This is a genomic window from Glaciibacter superstes DSM 21135, from assembly GCF_000421145.1.
In the GTDB taxonomy this organism is placed as follows: domain Bacteria; phylum Actinomycetota; class Actinomycetes; order Actinomycetales; family Microbacteriaceae; genus Cryobacterium; species Cryobacterium superstes.
In genome coordinates this window covers 87675-107148 of record NZ_ATWH01000003.1, presented here as the reverse complement: position 1 = coordinate 107148, position 19474 = coordinate 87675, and the positions used below count along the sequence as shown (strand labels likewise).

Here is a 19474-nt window from a genome sequence, read left to right as displayed (position 1 = left end):
GGGCGACCGAAGCTCCTCGGAGCGTTCGGGCACGACGGACATGGTGGGTGAAGACACTTCGGGCTGTGTTGTCCGCTCGCCCGCGTTCGAGTCGTTAGTCGTGCGCTCCGAAGCCACCCAGCGCAGGAGCGATGTCGCGCACGATCGATTCGAGAACGCGGGTGTTGAAGTCGACACCGAGCTGGTTCGGAGTTCTCCTCGAAATGGATCGGAGCTTTACAGTGCGGCTCGCGCGGTGAGCGGTCGCCGGCGCAGGGCGACCGCATCGATCCGCTGCGTATTCTGGAGCACTGCGCTGTACTGGTCACGTATCTTCGGGTGTTTGCTCTGAAAGTATAGATGGAAATCGAATGGGTGTGCTAGTGTGGGCATATCAGAATCACTCGTGCCGAGATGAGATCTGGAGTCAGGATGCATTCGCAATCCCTGCACGAGAAGTGTCTGTATGAGAGCGTCCCGCCATGTTGACCCCCGGCAAGACCGTAGCGACCGGGTTCGATTTGATCCTCGATCGCCTCGATGAAGCCAAGGTTGCGCAGACCGAGACCAGTCGGGCACAGGCACGGTTGTGGGCTTCGCTGGCTGAGCTGATGCGGCTCGCGCGGGCGAACCCGCACGTGTATCTGCGACCGCGGAGTCTCAGTCAACGGGATGCCCTTGAACTGGCCGAGGAATCCGCGGCGTTCGATGCGGGCCTGCGGCTTCAGCTCTCCGCAGGTCAGGTGCGACGGTGGCCCACCGGGCGCAGTTGCTCGAAGACCGGCTGCCCCGGCTGCGCGCCGTATTCGCGGCGGGTGAGACCACGACGGCGCATATCGGCGCAGCGCTCGACCTGCTGAGCGGCTGGGACGACGACACCGCAGTGCGACTCTTCGATGAGCAGCTCGCCGAGCAACTCACCGACCCGGCCGGACCCCTCACTCCGGCCGCGTTCCGGGCACGTGCCAGGCGGGTGAAGGAGAAGCTGTTCGACGAACCCGCCGAAGCCCGACACGCTCGCGCATTCGCCGGTCGGGGCGTGTGGATGGAGCCGGCAGAAAACGGCATGGCGTGGGTCCACGCACTTCTGTCGGCGCCTGATGCTGTTCGTATCGTGTCCCGCCTCAACGCGACCTCCCGCGCAGAACAGAAGAAGACCACCGTCGGAGATTCCAACTGGCGTTCACGTGACCAGATTCGTGCAGATCTTGCCGCGGCGTGGCTCGCGGGTGACGGCACGCCAACGGCCGCGAAAGTGCGGCCCGTGCTGCTTGTGCCGCTGCTGTCGATGATCGGCGGAGGAGACGACCCGATCGAACTGCGCGGATATGGCACCATCGATCGCGACACGGCAGCCCGACTGTTCGCGGAGGCACCCTCGTTCCGGCGAGTGGCCACGAACCCGTTCACCGGTGAGAAACTCACCTACGACCGTGAACGCTACCGCCCCACCCAGGCACAAAAAGACTGGATCGCGTTCCGCTTCGAGAACTGCATCGACCCCACCTGCACCCGGGCCGTCGACGACACGGATGTCGACCACCTCGAAGAGTGGGTGCGCGAGAACGGCGCCACCAATGAAGACAACCTGTTCCCACTGTGCGAAAAGAGCAACCGTCGCAAGAACCTCAGCCGAATCGAGTACGAACGTCTTCCGAACGGTCGAGTCTCCATCACGACACCGACCGGCCTGACGGTCACCACCGAGGCGGCCCCCTTCTAACCGACATCCGCCTTAAACTACACCGCCGAAAGGTGCTGAAGGCGCGCTCAACGGTGATCCGGTTCGCAATCCCGGCTGATTCGCATTAACAGCGAGTAAGTCGGCGCTCAGCAGTGGTCGCGCGCCTGCAACGCGACGGTGTGCGTGTCAGTCACGAGGTAGACGAGGCGGTTCGCCGCGTCGAGCGCCGCGAGTAGCCGTTCTGGGCCCTTCGCGTTCCGTAACAGGTAGGCGGTCTCGGTGATCGCATCGTAGTCGTCCTTGGAGATGAGGACGGCGTTGTGATGCTTCGACACAACCTCAACCGGAGCGTGGTCATCGTTGACCTGCTGGATGCTGCGAGAACTCAGACGTCGGCACCGTTCAGGTGTGCGAGAGCGTTGATGATGCGATCGGCGATGTCGTCCGGCCACGGGAAGGAGGGGGACACGGCGCGCTGATGGGCGAGCCCGTGCAGACCCACCCACAGTGCGACCGCGTCAGCTGGAACCTCTGTGCTGGCTGACTGTCCAGCGGCGACGCAGTCACCGAGCGCCTCAACAAATACCTGCATAGCCGAATCGCCGAGCGTGACCATGTCCTTTTCAGTGAGGGAGCTGCTGCTGAGGTCCGGCACCCACAGGCCACCGAACATGGTGCGGTAGCGCTCCGGGTGGGATTGGGCGAACTCGAGATACGTGTCGCAGACGGCACGTAGTCGTTGACTCGGACCATCGCCGGCCCTTTCGGCGGAGGAGCGCAGGCCGGCCTCCAACGCGGTGAACTCTTGCTGAACCACGGCGAGCATGATTGCCGGCTGGTCAGGAAAGTGGGGATAGATCGATGGGGCGGCTATCCCTATCCGCCGGGCGACCGAACGCAGCGTGACGGCACGTTCGTCCCGGGACTCGTCGAGCAGTTCGATCGCTGCAGCGATGATCTCCCCGCGCAGACGGCCCCCTTCGCCGCGCGGATTTCGTGCGCGGACCGGTTTGAATCCCGCCACTGTGGTGCTCTCCATGTGCTCACCTTACACATCAAAGGTCATTGGTTCCACGGCCTTGCTACCATAAGCTTATGGCTGTAACGTTACGCATGTAAGCATTTAGTATGGCGTGAAGGGATGCACCACAATGACTGCCATCGTCACCACAGAGATCGTCCTACCCGGCATTGTTGAGCCGAGCGGGATGCAAATTAGGACTCGCGATCTCCCGGCGCCTGCCGCGGGGCAGGTTGTCCTGCGGATGGATGCCACCGGTGTCTCGTTCGCCGAGCAACAGATGCGCCGCGGCAAGTACTACGACCAGCCGGCGTTCCCCTTCGTGCCGGGTTACGACCTGGTGGGTACGGTGGTCGCAATCGGTAGCGATGTGGATAGCGGAACGACAGGACGCCAGTTTGCCGCGGTGACCAAGACCGGTGCGTGGGCAAGCCATCTGCTGGTCGATGCCGCAGAATTGCTGCCAGTGCCGGACGGGACTGACGCGGCAGCTGCGGCGACCGTGGTCGTCAACGGGATCACCGCCTGGCAGATGCTGCATCGCATGGCAGGGGTGCGTTCTGGAGGGATCATCGTGGTGCTTGGCGCTAACGGTGGTGTCGGCTCCACGCTCGTTCAGCTGGCCAGGCATGCCGGAATCTCCGTGATCGGCACGGCGTCGTCGCAGCACCACGCGGCCGTGCGTGAACTGGGTGCACAGCCTGTCGACTACCGAGACCCGAACATGTACGCCCGGATCCGCGAGATCGCGCCGGATGGCGTTGACGCGGTGTTCGACCACGTCGGCGGCGCTGGTCTGACGCAGTCGTGGCGGCTCCTGCGCCGAGGCGGCACCCTGGTCTCGTACGGCAGCGCGGCGACGAAGAACGATGTGGGCAACTCAAGGATGCCCCTGCTCAAGCTGTTCGCGCAGATCACGGCGTGGAATTTCCTGCCCAACGGCAAGAGCGCCCACTTCTACAACTTCTGGGCCGGCCGCCACCGGCTGGTGGCGCGGCAGCGGCGGCTCAGCGAGGACCTCACGCGGGTGCTGCGCTTGCTGGCCGACGGCCATCTCACGCCGCAGATCGCCGCGGAGATCCCGCTCACCGATGCGGCGACGGCGTTGGCGCTTGCGGAGTCTCGCACAGTCGTCGGCAAGGTCATCCTTGTCCCACCGCCTCATGCGCCGAACGCGCGCTACAGGTCTAGCTCGGAACCAGGGTGACGACGTCAGTGCCCGCGCTGAGCAGGGCATGTGATTGCTTTGGCTTCCTGCGCGACGCACACGAGACCGACCGCCGTCGTGTTGAACGCCGATCAGATGAACACCGCGACGACACCGCCGGTGAGGAATAATCACATTCGTTTCATTCTCAGGTCAGATCGGGTATCGCGGCCAGTGCGACCGAAAGCGCGTCGATTGCCGATGTGGTCTGAACGCTTGCCGCGGGAATCGCCATTGCACCAGCGTGCGATGCGCTCGCCTTTCTGGCCTCCGTGCGCGGCGAGGAGTACACTCATGGCCTGAACGGCCCGGTTGTGGGGGTGGCCGGCAGGCTTACCCTGGCGTACGCGGTCTGTGTTCCGTGTGCGCGGTGTACGTGCAGTACGGAGGCCGGTATGGATGCGGCGGAGCAATCGGGACAACGACCCGTCATCCTCGTCTGCTGCGCCATCGCGGATGCGAGGAACAGCGTCGCGGAGGAACTGGAGCGGCGTTATTCCGCCGACTACCGCATCGCCAGTGCCGGCAGCGCCCTGCAGGCGACCACGGCGCTGCGGGACTCGGCAGAGCATGGCGAGAAGGTCGCATTGCTCCTGGCCGACCAGCCAACCGGCATGAGCGACGATGGAGCACTCTTCGCCGAAGCGCGCCGCCTGTTCCCCGACGTGCGACGCGGGGCCTTGATCGAATGGGGCTTCTGGGGGGATCGGGCAACAACCGGCAGCGTGCTGCAACTGATGGCTGCTGGTCGCATCGACTACTACGTCATCCGCCCATGGCACTCGCCAGACGAATACTTCCACCGCACGGTGACTGAGTTCCTTCTCGAATGGGAGCGCGCAATCGGAGACCGCCCGCGCGAGGTCACCGTCATCGGCGACGATACCCAGCCGCGCACGCACGAGCTGCGAAGCCGCCTGGCCAGGGGAGGAGTCCCGCACGCATACGCTTCCCCGGAGACCGAAGGGGGCCGGCGGATGCTTGCCGAGTCGGGAGTCGCCTATGCGGGGGTTCCACTGGTGCGACTCCTCGACGGGCGAATCATCAGTGACCCGAGAGACGCCGAGCTCGCCAGGGCATACGGCTTGACCACTGAGCTCCCAGCCGACGAAGAGGTGGACGTCGCGATCGTCGGCGCAGGGCCGGCCGGCCTCGCAGCAGCCGTCTATGCAGCATCTGAAGGGCTCCGCTCGCTCGTCGTGGAACGCGAATCGATCGGCGGTCAGGCGGGTTCCAGTTCGCTGATCCGCAATTATCTCGGCTTTTCCCGCGGCATATCGGGCTCGGAACTGGCTGCACGCGCCTATCAGCAGGCCTGGGTGTTCGGCGCGGGCTTCGTTCATTCGCGAGAGGCCGTCGGCATCCAGTCCTCCGACGGCGGATTCCTCCTCACCGTCGCCCCGGGAGAACAGGTACGGGCCAGATCCGTCGTGATTGCCGTCGGGGTCTCGTATCGCAGGCTCACCGTGGCCGATCTTGCGGCGTATGTCGGCGTATTCGTCTTCTACGGCGCATCTGCGGTCGAGGCAGCTGCACAGGCCGGGCGGACCGTGCACGTTGTTGGCGGTGGGAACTCTGCGGGCCAGGCGGCGCTCCATCTCGCACGCTATGCGGAGCGGGTCAGCCTGCTGGTGCGTGGCAAGACGCTGGCGGACAGCATGTCGAAGTACCTCATCGACCAGCTGGAGGCCGCAGGCGTTCGCGTTGTGACGAGCGTCGAAGTTGTCGGCGGCGGTCATGGGGATCACCTCGATCACCTGGTGCTTCGCGATCACAGCACAGAGGCAGAGCGGAACGAACAGAGCGATGCGCTCTTCGTGTTGATCGGGGCAGCCCCGCACACGGAGTGGCTGCCGGAGTCGGTGCTGCGCGACCGCTGGGGATACATCCTCACCGGGAACGACGTACTCGAGGAAGGGGGTCACCGCGCCTGGCCGCACGAGCGCCTGCCCGGCGCGCTGGAAACATCGGTGGCCGGCATCTTCGCGGTCGGAGACGTGCGTCGCGGGTCAGTGAAGCGGGTGGCCTCAGCGGTTGGGGAAGGTTCCGTTGTCGTGTCGGCAGTGCATTCCTTCCTGAATGCGGCGCACAGGTGACACTGCAATGACGGATGCCGGGGCGACGTGGGAAACCGACACCGGTCCGAGTGCCGGGCGCATCAGTCGCGGCCGGCTCGCCATCGTGGCCGCGCTGCTGCTCGCCCCGCTTGCCGGGTTTATCCTCCTCATCGTCCAGCCCGACCTCGACGGAGCGTGGGAGCACCATCCGTCGCACTTCTGGCTGGTGCTCGCCATCGGCGCAATCAATGCCGTCCTCGCCTGGACGACGGGCGCAGCTGCCAGGCGACGCGGCGACGCCAGACTCTTCCTGGTCTCGCTGTCCTTCCTGGCCGCCGCGGGCTTCCTCGCGCTGCACGCCCTGGCAACCCCGCACGTGCTGCTCGACTCGCCCAACCCCGGCTTTGTGCTGGCCACCCCCCTCGGGCTGTTCGTCGCCGCTGTTTTCGCCGCACTGTCGAGTCTCAGGCTCCGTGAACGGCGCGCGAGGGCGGTCGTACGGCACGGTGCATGGCTGCTGTGGGGACTGGTCGCCGTTATGGTCGCGTGGGGTGTGCTCTCACTCCTGCGGATCGGACCATTGGATAGGGACACTGTCGTGGAACGCGCGTCAGGGCCGTTGATCGTTCCATCCGTTGCCGGGCTGCTGCTCTATGCCTTTGCGGTGCTGCGCTACCTGCGGCAGCCGCGGAATCCAGCGTCGCCCCTCCCTCTCGCCATGGCCGCCGCTTTCACCCTGCTCGCGGAGGCGGAGATCGCGATCATCTGGGGACGGAACTGGCACGCCTCGTGGTGGGAGTGGCATCTCCTGATGCTGGCCGCGTTTGTTGTGATTGCCGTGTTCGCCCAGCGGTCGTGGCGCGAAGAGCGCTGGGCAGGGCTGTACCTGCCGGAGACGGCATCCGCAGAGCGCCAGATCTCTGTGGTCTTCGCGGACCTTGAGGGGTTTACCGCGTTCTCGGAGAAGCACGGCCCCCAGCAGGTGACCGACATGCTCAACGTCTATTTCTCCGAAGCCATCCCGCCGGTCGTTGAACGCTTCGGCGGTGAGATCGACCGGATCGTCGGCGATGCGGTGATGGTCACCTTCAACACGCGTGGTGACCAGCCAGATCATCCACGAAGAGCGGCGGGTGCGGCGCTCGCACTCCAGGCGGCGACAACCGCCGTTGCCGATGCGCACCCGGACTGGCCGCGGTTCCGCGCCGGGATCAATTCCGGAATCGCGGCAGTCGGCATCCTCGGCACCGGTGGTGGTCGCACCTATACCGCGATCGGCGATGTCGTGAACGTGGCCTCTCGGCTCGAAGGGCTCGCTCCGGTCGGCGGCGTGGCCATCAGCGACGCGGCGCTGGATGGTGTGCTGGGAGCCATCACCAGGCCGCTCGGCTCGCTGCCGGTGAAGGGCCGTGTCGAGCCGGTCGATGCTCACCAGCTGTTGGCGATTGAAGCGCCACCCGATGCCCGCTTCCCGCAGCGGACGTGAATCGCCGAAAAGCGACGGGGGCGCAGATCCTGCCCTGAGGTTGCGAGATACGACGAGTGAGTGTTGCGCATAACACCCGTGTACGAACCGGGGTGCTCCACTGGGTCGCGATTCTCCGGCCTCGCGCATGGTTGTTCTATGCAAATATTTGGCCGCAATGTGCCCCAACCGCGTTCTACAGCTACGACCGAGCCCTCTCCTGATCGATCAGACGGCGAAGAGTACGAGCTGTTGTTGCAAAGCGCCCCGCCTGAGGTGATCGACGAGATCCATCAAGATGCTTTCGAGAAGCTCACCCCAGCGCAACGTGTCAGTGCGTTCGGCGCGCTGGTGGGGCGGGCGGCGGACGCGTCTGAGCGTCCAGTCGATGACACCCCGGTAGAGCTCGCGAAGGTCGCGACCACGATCAGTCTGCGGGGCCAGGGGCGACTTGCACGCGCATTCGCGGACAGGAACTCCAACCTTGATGCCGGCAGTACCCTCTTCGCGGTGTTCGCCGGTTACGCGATCGGCTGCGAGCTTTCGCTCATCTATCTGACGGGAACGGGCCTTGAAGCAGGTTCGCTTGACGATACACCTGACATTCTGGCAACTGGATTCGATAGCGTGGACGGAGGCCTGTTTTGAAGTTCGGTTTCCATCACAGGGACGGCGCGATGTCGCGCACGATCGATTCGAGAACGCGGGTGTTGAAGTCGACACCGAGCTGGTTCGGCACGGTGACGAGCACGGTGTCAGCAGCCCGAATCGCGGCATCCTGGGCGAGTTCGGCGGCGATTACGTCTGGTTCGCCGATGTAGCTTCGTCCGAACCGCGCCAGGCCACCGTCGAGGAAGCCGACCTGGTCCTGTGCATCGGCCTGGGCGCGCAGGCCGAAATAGTGCCGAGTCTCGTCGTCGATGATCGGCAGGATGCTGCGGCTCACCGAAACACGCGGCTCGCGCTGGTGACCAGCCGTCGTCCACGCCTCGCGGAACATCGCGATCTGCTCGGCCTGCAACTCATCAAAGGGCACGCCGGTGTCTTCGGTGAGGAGGGTGGAACTCATCAGGTTCATACCCTGCTCAGCTGTCCACACGGCGGTCGCACGGCTGCCTGCGCCCCACCAGATCCGGTCTGTCAAGCCGGGGGACTGCGGCTGGATCATCAATGCTCCGGTCGAACCGGTCATCTTCGGGTCGGCCTGCGCGACGCCGGCGCCGCTGATTGCGGCCCGGAACAACTCGGTGTGTGCTCGCGCCATGTCGGCATCCGTCGTGCCGTCCTCCGGCACGTGGCCGAACGATTCGAAGCCACGCAGGGCGGTCTCGGGTGATCCGCGACTCACACCGAGCTGCAACCTGCCACCGCTGAGGAGGTCCGTTGCGGCCGCTTCTTCCGCCATATACAGCGGATTCTCGTAGCGCATGTCGATGACGCCGGTACCGATCTCGATCCTGCTGGTGCGAGCCGCGATCGCGGCCAGGAGCGGGAAGGGGGAAGCCAGCTGCCTGGCAAAGTGATGCACCCTGAAGTAGGCGCCGTCAACGCCGACCTCCTCAGCGCTCACGGCCAGTTCGACGCTCTGCAGCAGGGCATCGGCACCGCTTCGAACGAGCGAACCCGGCACTTCCTGCCAGTGGCCGAAGCTGAGAAAGCCGATTCGTTTCATGCCAGAGTCAGCGCCGATCCGCTCGACGGTATTCCCGGCACCAGAAAGCAGTACACACGCGCTGCACAGAGAAAACGGATGCTTCGCTCAGGTTGGCGGGGGATGCTGGTCGCTGCGGATTATTCGGTCGGGCATCGCGCCCTCGGATCCGCCGGTGCGGCCAGGTTGCCGCACACCGACATTGACTGTCACCGTCATGCTCCCGTGTGTCTCATTCCCAGGGTCTCATCAGCACTGAGAACCACCGTGCCCGGAGCGGGCCTGTGCCGGCGGCATGACGACTCCGCTTACCCAAAGGAATCCACGCATGCCCACCGCATCACGAATCTTCACGCGCGCTCGACTGATTGCCGTCGTGGCTGTTGCCGTAGCCGCAATGCTGGTCGCGACCGTCTTCATCGTGCAGGCCAACGCCTCTCGTGCCGAGAGCGTTGCCGCCACCGATGAGCTCTCCCAGGCCGGCAGTTTCAATCGCGAACAGCTCACCGCATACCCGGTGATCGCCAAGGCGCGCGCAGATCACCGTGCCGAGCGAACCCTCGGTGAGGCGAACCAGGTGCTCGCGGCGGTGGCGAACAAGGTCGACGCAACGCGACTTCAGACATCCGTTGCCTCGCTCGCTCACTACTCGAGCCTCAGCGCCTTTGAAGTGCGCTCCCTCACTGTAGAGACTGAAGCGGCAACTCGCGACACCCAGGTGGCGGCTGCCGAGACCGACCGCCTCGCGGCAGAAGCTGCGGCAGCAGCCGCCGAAGCGCTGCGGGCAGCGAACACGCCAGACGGCGCTCGCGCGATCGCCAGGGAGATGGCCGCTTCGCAGTACGGCTGGGGTGAGAGCGAATTCTCCTGCCTCGACCAGCTGTGGCAGAAGGAATCCGGCTGGTCGGTGTCGGCGATGAACGCGTCGAGCGGTGCAACGGGAATCCCGCAGGCACTTCCGGGCAGCAAGATGGCCAGCGCCGGCCCAGACTGGGCGACCAGCGCAGCAACGCAGATCAGCTGGGGCCTCGGGTACATCGCAGGCGGCTACGGAACCCCGTGTTCAGCGTGGGGTCACTCCAGCTCGATGAACTGGTACTGACGGGCGCTCACGCCGCGAAAACCGACCGCTCCAGGAACGCATTGCGAAACTTGCCGAGCGGGTCGACCCTGCCGGCCAGGGCCGCGAAGTCGTCGAGGCGCGGGTAGGCGAGGCGTAGACGCTCGCGCGGCATCACCGACACCTTGCCCCAGTGCGGCCTCGGATCGAACGGCGCAAGCGCTTCCTCGATTCGGGGGAGCACCGCAAAGATCTCGGCGGGCCGCTGCTGCCAGGTGAAGTGGATCGCGAGGCTGTCGCGGCCCTGGCTCGGGCTGAGCCACGCCGCATCGGCGGCGACCGTGCGCAGTTCTGAAATGTAGAGCAGCGGTGCAATCAGGTCACTGATCCCGCGGAGCGCTTCGATCGCGTGAACCGCCTGATCGGCCGGAACCAAGTATTCCGACTGGATCTCGTCGCCGTGGCTTGGTTGGAACTCCGACCTGAAGTGCGGCAATCGCTCATTCCACGGTCCAGGCTGCCTGAGCTGCACGGTGGTGCTGTGCTCGCCGGTCAGGGCATCAGGAAGCACATCGGGCAACGGATGCAGCGGAACCAGCGACTCGCGCCCGCCCAGAGTTGCAAGGTCGAAGTGAGCCTCGTCGTCGACCCGGTGTTTCACCCAGATCTGGTGGGTGTTCTCGCCCTGGAAGGTGGTGAACACGCTCACGCTGTATGCGCTTCCGGTGACGGCAGGCCAGTTTGCGAGCGCGGCATCCCACGGCATGCCCTCGTGCACGTGCTGGGCGACCTCAAAGGTCGGTTCGATGGCGAGTGTCACGCTGGTGACGATTCCGAGTGCACCGAGTCCGACGACGGATGCGTCGAAGTCCCGGCCTCCGGCCTGCAGCGTCTCTGTCTCACCGGAGGCCCGAACGATGTCGAACGCTCGAACTGCAGATGCCAGCGACCCGTTCGCCACCCCGGAACCGTGGGTCCCGGTCTGCACGGCGCCGGCGACGGAGATGTGCGGGAGCGATGCCAGGTTATGGAGGGCGAAGCCGTTCGACTGCAGTGCCGAACCGACGTCGGCGTAGGTGTGACCCGCTGGGACACGCACCACGCCGTTCGATTCGTCGATCTCGACTTCACCGGGAAGATTGCCGAGGGAAACGAGAACGCCACTCGTGTCGGCCGCATCGTTAAAGGAGTGCCGGGAACCCAGCGCCTTCACCCTCGGGCTCGACACGACGATCTCCGCCAGTTCGTCTATCGTGCGCGGCTGGCGATGTTCGGCCGCCGTGTACTCGAGGTTGCCTGCCCAGTTCTTCATGTGCCCGTTCTCCCGTTGTTGGCCTCGGCCGCGTTGGCCTTCCGGCGGATGATATTTCGCCAGATTCAGTCTGGCAGCGTGTATGAACCCGGTTCGACCATCACGGCCAGGCCGTCGGCCAGGAGCCCGGTCATTGCGCGACCCAGCTGCGCGGCATCCTGCCACAAACCGGCGATCTCGAGATCCGTCACCGGATGATGCGTTGACCGTAGCTCGGCGAGGATGAGTCCGCGCACCTGGCGGTCGCTGCCCGCGTACTTCTTTTGCACTTTCTTCCGCGGCCCGGAATACGCCGGGTAACCCGCCGTGCGCCAGGCGCACACATTCCGGATGGGGCACTCAGCGCAGCGGGGGTTCCGTGCGACACAGACCAGGGCTCCCAGCTCCATGATTCCCGCGTTGAACGCGGCTGCCTCAGTCGCGTCAACTGGCAGGAGCGTGCTCATCGCTTCGAGGTCCCGCACACGGCCGGGCGGTGCGGGGTCGGCCTGGCCGGCGACTGCGCGCGCGATGACCCGCCTGGTGTTGGTGTCGACCACCGGATGCCGGCGGCCGTAGGCGAAGACCGCCACCGCACGCGCGGTGTAGTCCCCGACCCCCGACAGCGCGAGGAGCGCGTCGACGTCTTCCGGCACGACCCCGCCGTGTCGCTCGGTGATCTCCACCGCAGCGGCGTGCAGCCAGAGCGCACGCCTCGGGTAGCCAAGGCTCGCCCAGGCCCGCACCGCTTCACCGGCCGGGACCGCGGCGAGGGCCACAGGAGTCGGCCAGCGCTCCAGCCACTCCTCCAGTCGTGGCACCACTCGGCTGACCGGAGTCTGCTGGAGCATGAACTCGCTGACCAGGGTTCCCCAGGCGGAAAAGCCGTCCCGTCGCCAGGGCAGGTCGCGCCCGTTCGCACGGAACCAGGCGGTGATCGCGGGCGCAATGCCGGCAGTATCGGCTGGAGGAGCTATGGCAGTCATCCTGTCCAACCTAGGCGTTCGCGCGGTGTGCTCGCGTCGTTAAGGGGCGGTCGCCCGCTCCGTGATGTGGGCATGCGGACTAGTCTCGATTCATGAAGCTCGTCTCGACCCCGCGCATCGAATTTCTTCGCTCCCTCGCCACGGAGATCCTCCACAACTACGGGCGCGGTCGCGCCATCGTCTCTGTCGACGGGCCGGATTCTGCCGGCCGTGCAGAGTTCGCCGATGATCTGGCCGCTGTCTTCGACGAGCGGGAGCACCCAGAGTTCCGCGCATCGTTGCGCTATTTTCAACGGTCGCGTGCCGAGCAGGCCAAGTTCGGTCCGGAATCCGAGGAGCGCCTGTTTCGCCACGGCTACGACTATTCGGCACTACGCAGGGTGCTGGTCGAACCGTTCCGGATGGGCGGCAGCACCGGTTTTGTCATGAAGGTCTTCAACCCAGACAGCGATACCTGGATCGAACCGACCTGGCTCACCGCGCCAGACGCTGCCACGCTCATCGTCGATGGCGAATTCGCCAACCGGCGCGAATTGCGCGGCCTGTGGTCATACAGCATCCTCCTGGCGGCGGAAGCCGAGTCGGAGGCCGACCGCCTGTATCTCGCGGAAGAGACCCCGAACGCGCTGGTCTCTGCGCTCATCGACAACTCAGATCCGGATGCCCCGCACCGCCTGTTCACCGACAGTTGCTGAATGCGGAACCTCGTCATCATGGGCAGCGGTCAGCTCATCCGCTCCCTGCTGCCATACGGCCTCGTGGACGAGCTGTTCCTCATGATTCATCCGCTTGTGCTCGGCTCGGGTCACCGATTGTTCGGTCCGGACGACGAGGCGCACCGATTGCAGCTGGTTGGCAGCACGTCAACCGCGACTGGAGTGCTGATGGCGACATACCAACCGATCCCGCAGGCTTCCTGAGGCAGGTATGCCACATTCGCCGGCGTGTCACTCTCGCCAGTCAGCGGATGACCGGGGCCGCCCGGTCAATGACTGAGCCGGGGGAGAGGAAGCCAGAAGCCTCCACCTCGTGAACGAGTTCGACCAGCAGTGCGTTCACCGGCGCACCGAAGCCGGCCAGGGTGGCCTCGCGCACGATCGCGCCGTTCAGGAAGTCGACCTCTGTCAGTTGACCGCGCTTCACGCTCTGCAGGGTCGAGCCGAGGTTCGGCACGTTGCCCATGCGTACCCGCATCAGCCCAGGCAACACCTGGCCTGCCCAGAGCGGCAAGTGGGCGAAAGACCGCAGCCGCCGGTCGCCAAGCGCCTGCAGCGAACCGAATCGCACACCCCTGGCCACGCCGACCCGCACCGCTTCCCGCATGCTCGCCGTCATGATCCGGCGGAGTCCAGCATGATCGACGCACTGTTGCACCGTCAGACCGGTGATGGCCGGGAGCGAGTTCAGCATGTTCACGATGAGCTTGGTCCACTGGGCGCCGACGAAGTTGCCGATGGCGACAGTGGGGAGCGCGGCATCCAGCACGGCCTGCCAGCGCAGCGTCTCGTCGTCGACCGCACCGCTTCCCCGCCCGATGTATGTCGGCGCCGCCGTCGTGACCCTGACCTGCCCCGGCTCCGTGTAATTCGCAGCAACGATCGACAGCGCGCCGAAGCATTCTGACGCGGGGAGGAGTCGCCCAGCGGTCGCCACACCATCGAGGCCGTTCTGCACGACGATCACCGGTGACCCATCGAGCAGCCGAGCGTTGGCGGCCAGCGCGGTTTCGGCATCCTGCGCCTTGGTGCAGACCAGGGCCAGGTCCGGCCGCTCGACCAGCCGCTCGAGCGCTGCCGGCCTGGCGTGCACCTCTCCGAAACCGCCGGTGAGACGGATGCCGTTCTCGCGAATCACTGCCAGTCCGGTACCGCGGGCAGTCACCGTGATCTCGTGCCCGGCCTTCTCCAGGAGTGCCGCGAAGGTGCCGCCGAGGGCCCCCGCCCCGATGATCGCGATCTGCATCGCTCCAGCCTAGATCGCACCGGGCGTTCGAACGTGCACCGCGCATCTAACGGGCACTGACCGGTTCCGGCTCCGCGTTGGCGAGGGCGGCAACAACCTGCTCGGCTTCCGTGCCGTGGATTGCGGCCGAACGTCGACCGGAGGGCAACGCGAGTGCGATCAGGGCGGCCACGGCCAGGATGCCGGTCGCGGTGAAGATCGCCGGAATCGATGCATCGACATAGCCGGTCGGAGTCAACTCACCGCCGGCTCCGGCGAAGACGGCCGTGAGTACCGCGATACCGAGGGCAACACCGATCTCTCGCAGCGTGGAGTTGGTTCCGGAGGCCTTCGCGTGGTCCGCCGGGGCCATATTGACGAGCACCGCCGTCGAACTCGGAGCGAACACCATGCCCATGCCGACACCGGCGAGGATGAACGGGATAACCAGATCGGCATACGGAACGGTCGCCGTCATGACCAGCGCAAGCCACGCCATGGAGACGGCCATGAACACCAGCCCGACCACGATGGGCAGGCGAGTGCCAGTGCGCGGGCTGAGAAAACCGGTGAGGGGCGCGACAACCATCGGGGCCAGCGTCCACGGCATGGTCATCAGCCCGGCCTCGAGTGGCGAGTGCCCCTGCACGATCTGCAGGAACTGGATGAGGATGAAGACGGCACCGAAGATACCGAAGCTGAACGTGATTCCGACAAGGTTCGCCACGGTGAAGCTTCGATCACGGAACAGCCGAAGGGGCAGCAACGGAGCGCTGGTGCGCATCTCCCAGAGTACAAACAGCACCAGCAGGATGCCGCCGCCGACGAGGGTGGCCAGAACCTCTGCGCTGTCCCAGCCTGCATCGTTTCCCCGAACGATGCCGTAGACCAGGCCGAGCACACCGAAGCCGGCAAGCACGAGCCCGACGACGTCAGCGCGAACCCGTGTTCCGAAGCTGTTCGGCAAGGCGAGTACGACCAGCGGCACCGAGACGATGCCGAGCGGCACATTGAGCCAGAAGATGGCCTGCCAGTTCCACCCCTCCACCACTGCTCCGCCGATGAGCGGTCCAAGTGCAACGCCGAGACCGGAGATGCCACCCCAGATGCCGATGGCGGCCGGCCGCAGGCGGTCACTGACCGAGCCGACGAGGAGAGTCAGTGATAGCGGCATGAGCGCCGCGGCGCCAACGCCCTGGAGGGCTCTGGCCCCGATGAGCATCCAGGGCTCGACAGCGACGGCGCAGAGGGCGGAGGCGAACGTGAAGAGGGCGATGCCGGCCAGGAACACGCGGCGGCGGCCGAACCGGTCGCCGAGGGCAACGGCCATCAGCATGAAGGTCGCAAAGCTCAGGGCGTAGGCGTTCATCACCCACTGCAGGTCTTCGATGGACGCCGACAGGTCCTGGCTGATGACGGGAAGGGCGCTGGTGACGACGAGGTTGTCGAGGGTCGCCATGAACATCGGGAGCGAGGCGGCGACGACAGCCAGCCAGACTGGCACGCGGCGTTGTGAGAGGGAGGTCACACGAAATCCTTAGGTTGTAATTGAATGATTACAAGTCGAAAGACTAGTTATCGACTGATAACCTGTCAAGTGTGATTGAGAAAATTCCCGAGAAGCCGGCCGTCGCCGAGCGGATTCCGGCTGCTTTGCGCCGCGAGCAGATTCTCGCCGCCGCGAGCAGGGTGTTCGGCGAACGCGGATACTCCGGTGCAACAACAGACCAGGTTGCCCAGGCAGCCGGCATCAGCCAGCCGTACGTCGTTCGCATGTTCGGCACGAAAGAGAATCTCTTCCTCGAGGTGCTGCAGCGGGCGCTTGACAAGCTCGACATCTCGTTTCGTGCGGTGCTCGCCGAGCCGGTTCCCGAGGGGCTGGAGAGAGAGGAGTTCCTCGCTCCTCGGCTCGGCGCCGCATACGTCGATCTGATTGAAGACAAGGGCATCCTGATGTCGTTGATGCAAGCGTTCATCACGGGCCACGACCCGGTCATCGGAGCGAAGGCGAGGAGCGGTTTTCTCTCGATCTACCGGCTCCTCCGCGAAGAGGCCGGCTTCGAAGCGGAGCAGACAGCAGATTTCCTTGCCCACGGGATGCTGATGAACACGCTCCTCGCCCTGCGACTGCCGGACCTTTACCAAGAGGACGACGCAGCGTGCGAGTTGCTGACGGCCGCCCTTGGCACCAAACTCGACCTTGTGCTTCATGTTTCGACGGCTCCGGAGAACCGGTCGTGAGCGTTGCGAAAGGCGCCGGTGCCCGCGGCTCAGGCGAGGGCGTCGTGAGCGGCCTGGTTCTTGTCGACAAGGAGCAGGGCTGGACCAGCCACGATGTCGTCGCCCGCACCCGCCGCATCGTCGGCACCCGCAAGGTCGGCCACGCCGGCACGCTAGACCCGATGGCGACCGGCCTGCTGATCCTCGGTGTGAATAGCTCCACCAGGCTGCTCACCTACATCGTCGGACTCGACAAGGAATATCTGGCCACGATCCGGCTCGGTGCGTCGACGACGACGGATGACGCAGAGGGCGAGCTTTCTGAGCGCGCGCCCGCGGCATCCGTCGCCGACCTCTCAGCCGCGGCGATCGCGCACGGCATCACCGCGCTGACCGGCGAGATCGACCAGCGACCCAGTGCCGTGAGCGCCATCAAGGTCGACGGTAAGCGTGCGTACGCCAGGGTGCGCGCGGGTGAGGACGTTGAGCTGGCCGCTCGCCGGGTGACGGTGAGCGCGTTCGATCTCGTGTCGGTGGCGCAGGCCGACGGCTACCTCGATCTCGAGGTGCGCGTCGTCTGCTCGTCTGGAACCTACATTCGCGCACTCGCCAGGGATCTCGGTGCGGCGCTCGGCGTCGGCGGTCACCTCACCAGCCTTCGGCGCACCAGGATCGGTCCGTTCCTGGTCGATTCCGCGGCGACGCTCGCCACACTTGCCGAACTCCCGGAAGACGGCCTTGCGGCGGCGATGATCACCCCGGCGGATGCGGCCGACCGGTTGTTCCCGCGCCTGGATCTGAGCCGGGAGCAGGCTATCGATCTCATGCACGGCAAACGACTTGCGTTCGGCCCGGATCCTGACCCCGCCGAGCCACGCTCCGCCGGCCCGATCGCCGCCATCGACCCGGACGGCAGGCTGGTTGGACTGATTGAGCGGAAGGGCGGCATCGGCAGGGTCCTGGTGAATTTCCCGCCCGATGCAATCAGCCCAGTTGACACCAGTCCAGACGAAACCGGAGCCACCCCATGATCGAGTGGTTCACCTGGGTGCAGCTGGCCGTCGCGGTTCTCGGCGGGCTACTCTGTCTGGCACTCGGACTGGCCGGGCGGAAGCCCAGCGACCTGACCATGGGGGCAACTGCGCTGGTGGAGGTGCTGCTCATCGTGCAGCTCATCATCGCCCTGATCGCGCCGGCCGTCGGAAACCACCCCACCGGCAGTCTGCTCGAGTTCTACACCTACCTGATCAGCGCGATCCTGCTGCCGGTCGGCGCTGGCTTCTGGGCGCTCGTCGAGCGAAGCAAATGGAGCAGTGTCATCCTTGGGGTCGCCTGCCTGTCCGTCGGGGTGATGCTGTACAGGATGCTGCAGATCTGGACGGTGCAGGGCGCCTGAGCGTGTTTCGTCCCCTACGGATACTGCGATAATTGCACGGCGATGAGTGGACAGACTGTAATGAGCCAGGGAACCAAGAAGAACCGGGTAACCAAGAAGAGCCGGGGAACCAGGGTGACCGGCATCGGCCGACTCCTGATTGCCGTGTATGGAGTGCTCGCCCTTGCGGCGACCGGTCGCTCGTTTGTGCAGATCGTCGGCAAATTCGATGAAGCACCGCTGGCGTACACGCTGTCGGCGCTCGCCGCCGTCGTCTATATCGTCGCGACGGTCGCGCTCATGCGGCCCAGCACCGCCTGGTACCGGGTGGCCTGGATCACCATCGGCTTCGAGATGCTGGGAGTGCTGGTCATCGGCACATTGAGCCTGGTCGACCCAGCACTCTTCCCGCACGACACGGTCTGGTCGGTATACGGCCGTGGTTACCTGTTCATCCCGCTTGTGCTGCCTATCCTCGGAATGTGGTGGTTGTCGAGGCACCGGCCAACCGGGCCGAGCGAGAGCGCATCGTGAAGACGTTCGAGGGCATCGAGGCAGTTCCTGCCGACTGGCCGCCCTCCGCCGTCACCATCGGCAAATTCGACGGGGTACACGCCGGGCATCGCGCGGTGATCGCAGAACTTCGCATCCTCGCCGAGCGTGACGGCCTGGCATCCGTTGTCGTGACGTTTGATCGCAATCCGCTGGCGCTGTTGAATCCCGACCGGTGCCCAAGTTCGCTCGTCAGTATCGAACAGAAGGCCGAGCTGTTGGCCGAGACCGGAATCGACGCAGCAGTGGTGCTCGCCTTCACCCGCGAGCTGGCATCGCTGACGCCAGAGGAGTTCGTGCAGAACATCCTGGTTGACGCCTTGCACGTCGGCCGGGTCCTGGTCGGACGAGACTTCCGTTTCGGCCACAAGGGTGCGGGCGACGTTGAAGTACTCAGGCAGCTGGGATCCCGGCATGGCTTCGTCGTCACTCTCGTCGACGACGTGATGCCAGACGGCACAAGAAGGGTGTCGTCCACCTGGATCAGGGAGCTGCTGGGGGCCGGCGATGTGCGGGCAGCCGCCGAACTGCTCGGCCACATCCCCACCGTGCGCGGGGTAGTCGTGCGCGGCGCAGCCCGTGGCCGTGAACTCGGCTTCCCGACCGCCAATCTGTCTCCTGAGTCCCAAGGGCTCATCCCGGCAGACGGCGTGTACGCGGGCTGGCTGACGGATGCCGGTGTGCGCTACCCGGCAGCGATTTCCGTTGGCAACAATCCCACCTTCGAAGGGGTGCCGAACAAGCAGGTGGAGGCCTACGTCCTCGACCGCGAAATCGATCTGTACGACCACGTCGTCGATGTGTCGTTCGCTGAGCGCATCCGGGGCATGGTGGCCTTCACCGGGATCGACCCGCTGATCGAGCAGATTGCAGCCGACGTGGTCACAGCGCGCGCGATTCTGCTCTGAAAGTCACGATTGGGCGCCAGGACTCGCGCCTGCCGACACGATGATCTAGCCTGAATTCTGTGGCAGGAATCGGTTCG

Annotated in this window: 20 protein-coding genes; 13 read left to right on the top strand and 7 right to left on the bottom strand. The window is 65.4% G+C overall.

All coding sequences use genetic code 11. From position 1 onward, the window contains the following. Nucleotides 1-730 precede the first annotated feature (730 nt). Nucleotides 731-1702 (top strand): HNH endonuclease signature motif containing protein, encoded by a 972-nt coding sequence (locus K323_RS0104860; RefSeq protein ID WP_022884165.1) that lies wholly within the window; start codon nt 731-733, stop codon nt 1700-1702. 107 nt (nt 1703-1809) lie between these two features. Here K323_RS0104860 and K323_RS30655 read toward each other — a convergent pair whose 3' ends face one another. Together K323_RS30655 and K323_RS0104850 are read right to left on the bottom strand one after the other, a co-directional pair. Continuing rightward, the gene (locus K323_RS30655) at nt 1810-2115 is read right to left on the bottom strand and encodes a type II toxin-antitoxin system prevent-host-death family antitoxin (RefSeq protein ID WP_022884164.1); all 306 of its coding nucleotides are present in this window, start codon (nt 2113-2115) and stop codon (nt 1810-1812) included. Then, nucleotides 2049-2702, bottom strand: coding sequence for a TetR/AcrR family transcriptional regulator (locus K323_RS0104850; RefSeq protein WP_026851242.1), 654 nt, complete (start codon nt 2700-2702; stop codon nt 2049-2051). Before K323_RS0104850 ends, K323_RS30655 begins: the two co-directional genes overlap by 67 nt. 112 nt (nt 2703-2814) lie before the next feature. Between K323_RS0104850 and K323_RS24290 the strand changes: the two genes are divergently transcribed. From K323_RS24290 to K323_RS28750, 4 genes are all read left to right on the top strand, one after another. Continuing rightward, nucleotides 2815-3891, top strand: a complete 1077-nt coding sequence (locus K323_RS24290; protein ID WP_022884162.1) for a medium chain dehydrogenase/reductase family protein — start codon at nt 2815-2817, stop codon at nt 3889-3891. Between the two features lie 395 nt (nt 3892-4286). Next, nucleotides 4287-5987 carry an NAD(P)/FAD-dependent oxidoreductase gene (locus K323_RS0104835; protein ID WP_022884161.1) on the top strand — a complete coding sequence of 567 codons (1701 nt, stop codon included), beginning with the start codon at nt 4287-4289 and terminating at the stop codon, nt 5985-5987. Continuing rightward, nucleotides 5971-7434, top strand: a complete 1464-nt coding sequence (locus K323_RS0104830) for an adenylate/guanylate cyclase domain-containing protein (protein ID WP_084697021.1) — start codon at nt 5971-5973, stop codon at nt 7432-7434. Before K323_RS0104835 ends, K323_RS0104830 begins: the two co-directional genes overlap by 17 nt. Nucleotides 7435-7689: 255 nt before the next feature. Then, entirely contained in the window at nt 7690-8061 is a 372-nt protein-coding gene (locus tag K323_RS28750) for a hypothetical protein (RefSeq protein ID WP_051147203.1), read from the top strand. 13 nt (nt 8062-8074) lie between these two features. Here K323_RS28750 and K323_RS0104820 read toward each other — a convergent pair whose 3' ends face one another. Further along, nucleotides 8075-9085, bottom strand: a complete 1011-nt coding sequence (locus tag K323_RS0104820; RefSeq protein ID WP_026851240.1) for an LLM class flavin-dependent oxidoreductase — start codon at nt 9083-9085, stop codon at nt 8075-8077. A gap of 307 nt (nt 9086-9392) precedes the next feature. On the opposite strand from K323_RS0104820, the gene K323_RS30190 reads away from it, so the two are divergent. Next, on the top strand, nt 9393-10166 hold the full coding sequence (locus K323_RS30190; RefSeq protein WP_022884158.1) for an aggregation-promoting factor C-terminal-like domain-containing protein: 774 nt from the start codon (nt 9393-9395) through the stop codon (nt 10164-10166). Between the two features lie 7 nt (nt 10167-10173). Here the strand turns inward: K323_RS30190 and K323_RS0104810 are convergent, their stop codons facing one another. Both K323_RS0104810 and K323_RS0104805 read right to left on the bottom strand, forming a co-directional pair. Beyond that, nucleotides 10174-11436, bottom strand: coding sequence for an FAD-binding protein (locus K323_RS0104810; RefSeq protein ID WP_022884157.1), 1263 nt, complete (start codon nt 11434-11436; stop codon nt 10174-10176). 65 nt (nt 11437-11501) lie between these two features. Continuing rightward, entirely contained in the window at nt 11502-12401 is a 900-nt protein-coding gene (locus K323_RS0104805) for an HhH-GPD family protein (RefSeq protein ID WP_022884156.1), read from the bottom strand. A 92-nt stretch (nt 12402-12493) separates the two neighbouring features. On the opposite strand from K323_RS0104805, the gene K323_RS0104800 reads away from it, so the two are divergent. Both K323_RS0104800 and K323_RS0104795 read left to right on the top strand, forming a co-directional pair. Continuing rightward, complete coding sequence (locus tag K323_RS0104800; protein ID WP_022884155.1) at nt 12494-13096, top strand: nucleoside/nucleotide kinase family protein; 603 nt, start codon at nt 12494-12496, stop codon at nt 13094-13096. Further along, nucleotides 13097-13321 carry a dihydrofolate reductase family protein gene (locus K323_RS0104795; RefSeq protein WP_022884154.1) on the top strand — a complete coding sequence of 75 codons (225 nt, stop codon included), beginning with the start codon at nt 13097-13099 and terminating at the stop codon, nt 13319-13321. It begins immediately after the preceding gene. A gap of 40 nt (nt 13322-13361) precedes the next feature. Here K323_RS0104795 and K323_RS0104790 read toward each other — a convergent pair whose 3' ends face one another. Both K323_RS0104790 and K323_RS0104785 read right to left on the bottom strand, forming a co-directional pair. Then, entirely contained in the window at nt 13362-14363 is a 1002-nt protein-coding gene (locus K323_RS0104790; RefSeq protein ID WP_022884153.1) for a ketopantoate reductase family protein, read from the bottom strand. 46 nt (nt 14364-14409) lie between these two features. Continuing rightward, on the bottom strand, nt 14410-15870 hold the full coding sequence (locus K323_RS0104785; RefSeq protein ID WP_026851238.1) for a DHA2 family efflux MFS transporter permease subunit: 1461 nt from the start codon (nt 15868-15870) through the stop codon (nt 14410-14412). A 71-nt stretch (nt 15871-15941) separates the two neighbouring features. Between K323_RS0104785 and K323_RS0104780 the strand changes: the two genes are divergently transcribed. The 5 genes from K323_RS0104780 to K323_RS0104760 are packed head-to-tail and all read left to right on the top strand — an operon-like array spanning nt 15942 to nt 19397. Further along, nucleotides 15942-16583, top strand: coding sequence for a TetR/AcrR family transcriptional regulator (locus K323_RS0104780; protein WP_022884151.1), 642 nt, complete (start codon nt 15942-15944; stop codon nt 16581-16583). Beyond that, the gene (truB, locus tag K323_RS24280; RefSeq protein ID WP_022884150.1) at nt 16580-17593 is read left to right on the top strand and encodes a tRNA pseudouridine(55) synthase TruB; all 1014 of its coding nucleotides are present in this window, start codon (nt 16580-16582) and stop codon (nt 17591-17593) included. Before K323_RS0104780 ends, truB begins: the two co-directional genes overlap by 4 nt. After that, nucleotides 17590-17958 carry a hypothetical protein gene (locus tag K323_RS0104770; RefSeq protein ID WP_022884149.1) on the top strand — a complete coding sequence of 123 codons (369 nt, stop codon included), beginning with the start codon at nt 17590-17592 and terminating at the stop codon, nt 17956-17958. Before truB ends, K323_RS0104770 begins: the two co-directional genes overlap by 4 nt. A 60-nt stretch (nt 17959-18018) precedes the next feature. Then, the gene (locus tag K323_RS0104765) at nt 18019-18471 is read left to right on the top strand and encodes a hypothetical protein (protein WP_022884148.1); all 453 of its coding nucleotides are present in this window, start codon (nt 18019-18021) and stop codon (nt 18469-18471) included. Then, a complete protein-coding gene (locus K323_RS0104760; protein ID WP_026851235.1) occupies nt 18468-19397 on the top strand; it encodes a bifunctional riboflavin kinase/FAD synthetase in 930 nt (309 codons plus the stop codon). The genes K323_RS0104765 and K323_RS0104760 overlap by 4 nt, the downstream gene beginning before the upstream one ends. Nucleotides 19398-19474 lie beyond the last annotated feature (77 nt).

Coding starts and splice junctions, on each gene's coding strand:
- K323_RS0104800 (WP_022884155.1), top strand. CDS start 12,494: ATGAAGCTCGTCTCGACCCCGCGCATCGAATTTCTTCGCTCCCTCGCC.
- K323_RS0104830 (WP_084697021.1), top strand. CDS start 5,971: ATGCGGCGCACAGGTGACACTGCAATGACGGATGCCGGGGCGACGTGG.
- K323_RS0104835 (WP_022884161.1), top strand. CDS start 4,287: ATGGATGCGGCGGAGCAATCGGGACAACGACCCGTCATCCTCGTCTGC.
- K323_RS0104765 (WP_022884148.1), top strand. CDS start 18,019: ATGAGCCAGGGAACCAAGAAGAACCGGGTAACCAAGAAGAGCCGGGGA.
- K323_RS24290 (WP_022884162.1), top strand. CDS start 2,815: ATGACTGCCATCGTCACCACAGAGATCGTCCTACCCGGCATTGTTGAG.
- K323_RS30190 (WP_022884158.1), top strand. CDS start 9,393: ATGCCCACCGCATCACGAATCTTCACGCGCGCTCGACTGATTGCCGTC.
- K323_RS0104810 (WP_022884157.1), bottom strand. CDS start 11,436: ATGAAGAACTGGGCAGGCAACCTCGAGTACACGGCGGCCGAACATCGC.
- K323_RS0104820 (WP_026851240.1), bottom strand. CDS start 9,085: ATGAAACGAATCGGCTTTCTCAGCTTCGGCCACTGGCAGGAAGTGCCG.
- K323_RS0104795 (WP_022884154.1), top strand. CDS start 13,097: ATGCGGAACCTCGTCATCATGGGCAGCGGTCAGCTCATCCGCTCCCTG.
- K323_RS0104805 (WP_022884156.1), bottom strand. CDS start 12,401: ATGACTGCCATAGCTCCTCCAGCCGATACTGCCGGCATTGCGCCCGCG.
- K323_RS0104850 (WP_026851242.1), bottom strand. CDS start 2,702: ATGGAGAGCACCACAGTGGCGGGATTCAAACCGGTCCGCGCACGAAAT.
- K323_RS0104770 (WP_022884149.1), top strand. CDS start 17,590: ATGATCGAGTGGTTCACCTGGGTGCAGCTGGCCGTCGCGGTTCTCGGC.
- K323_RS0104790 (WP_022884153.1), bottom strand. CDS start 14,363: ATGCAGATCGCGATCATCGGGGCGGGGGCCCTCGGCGGCACCTTCGCG.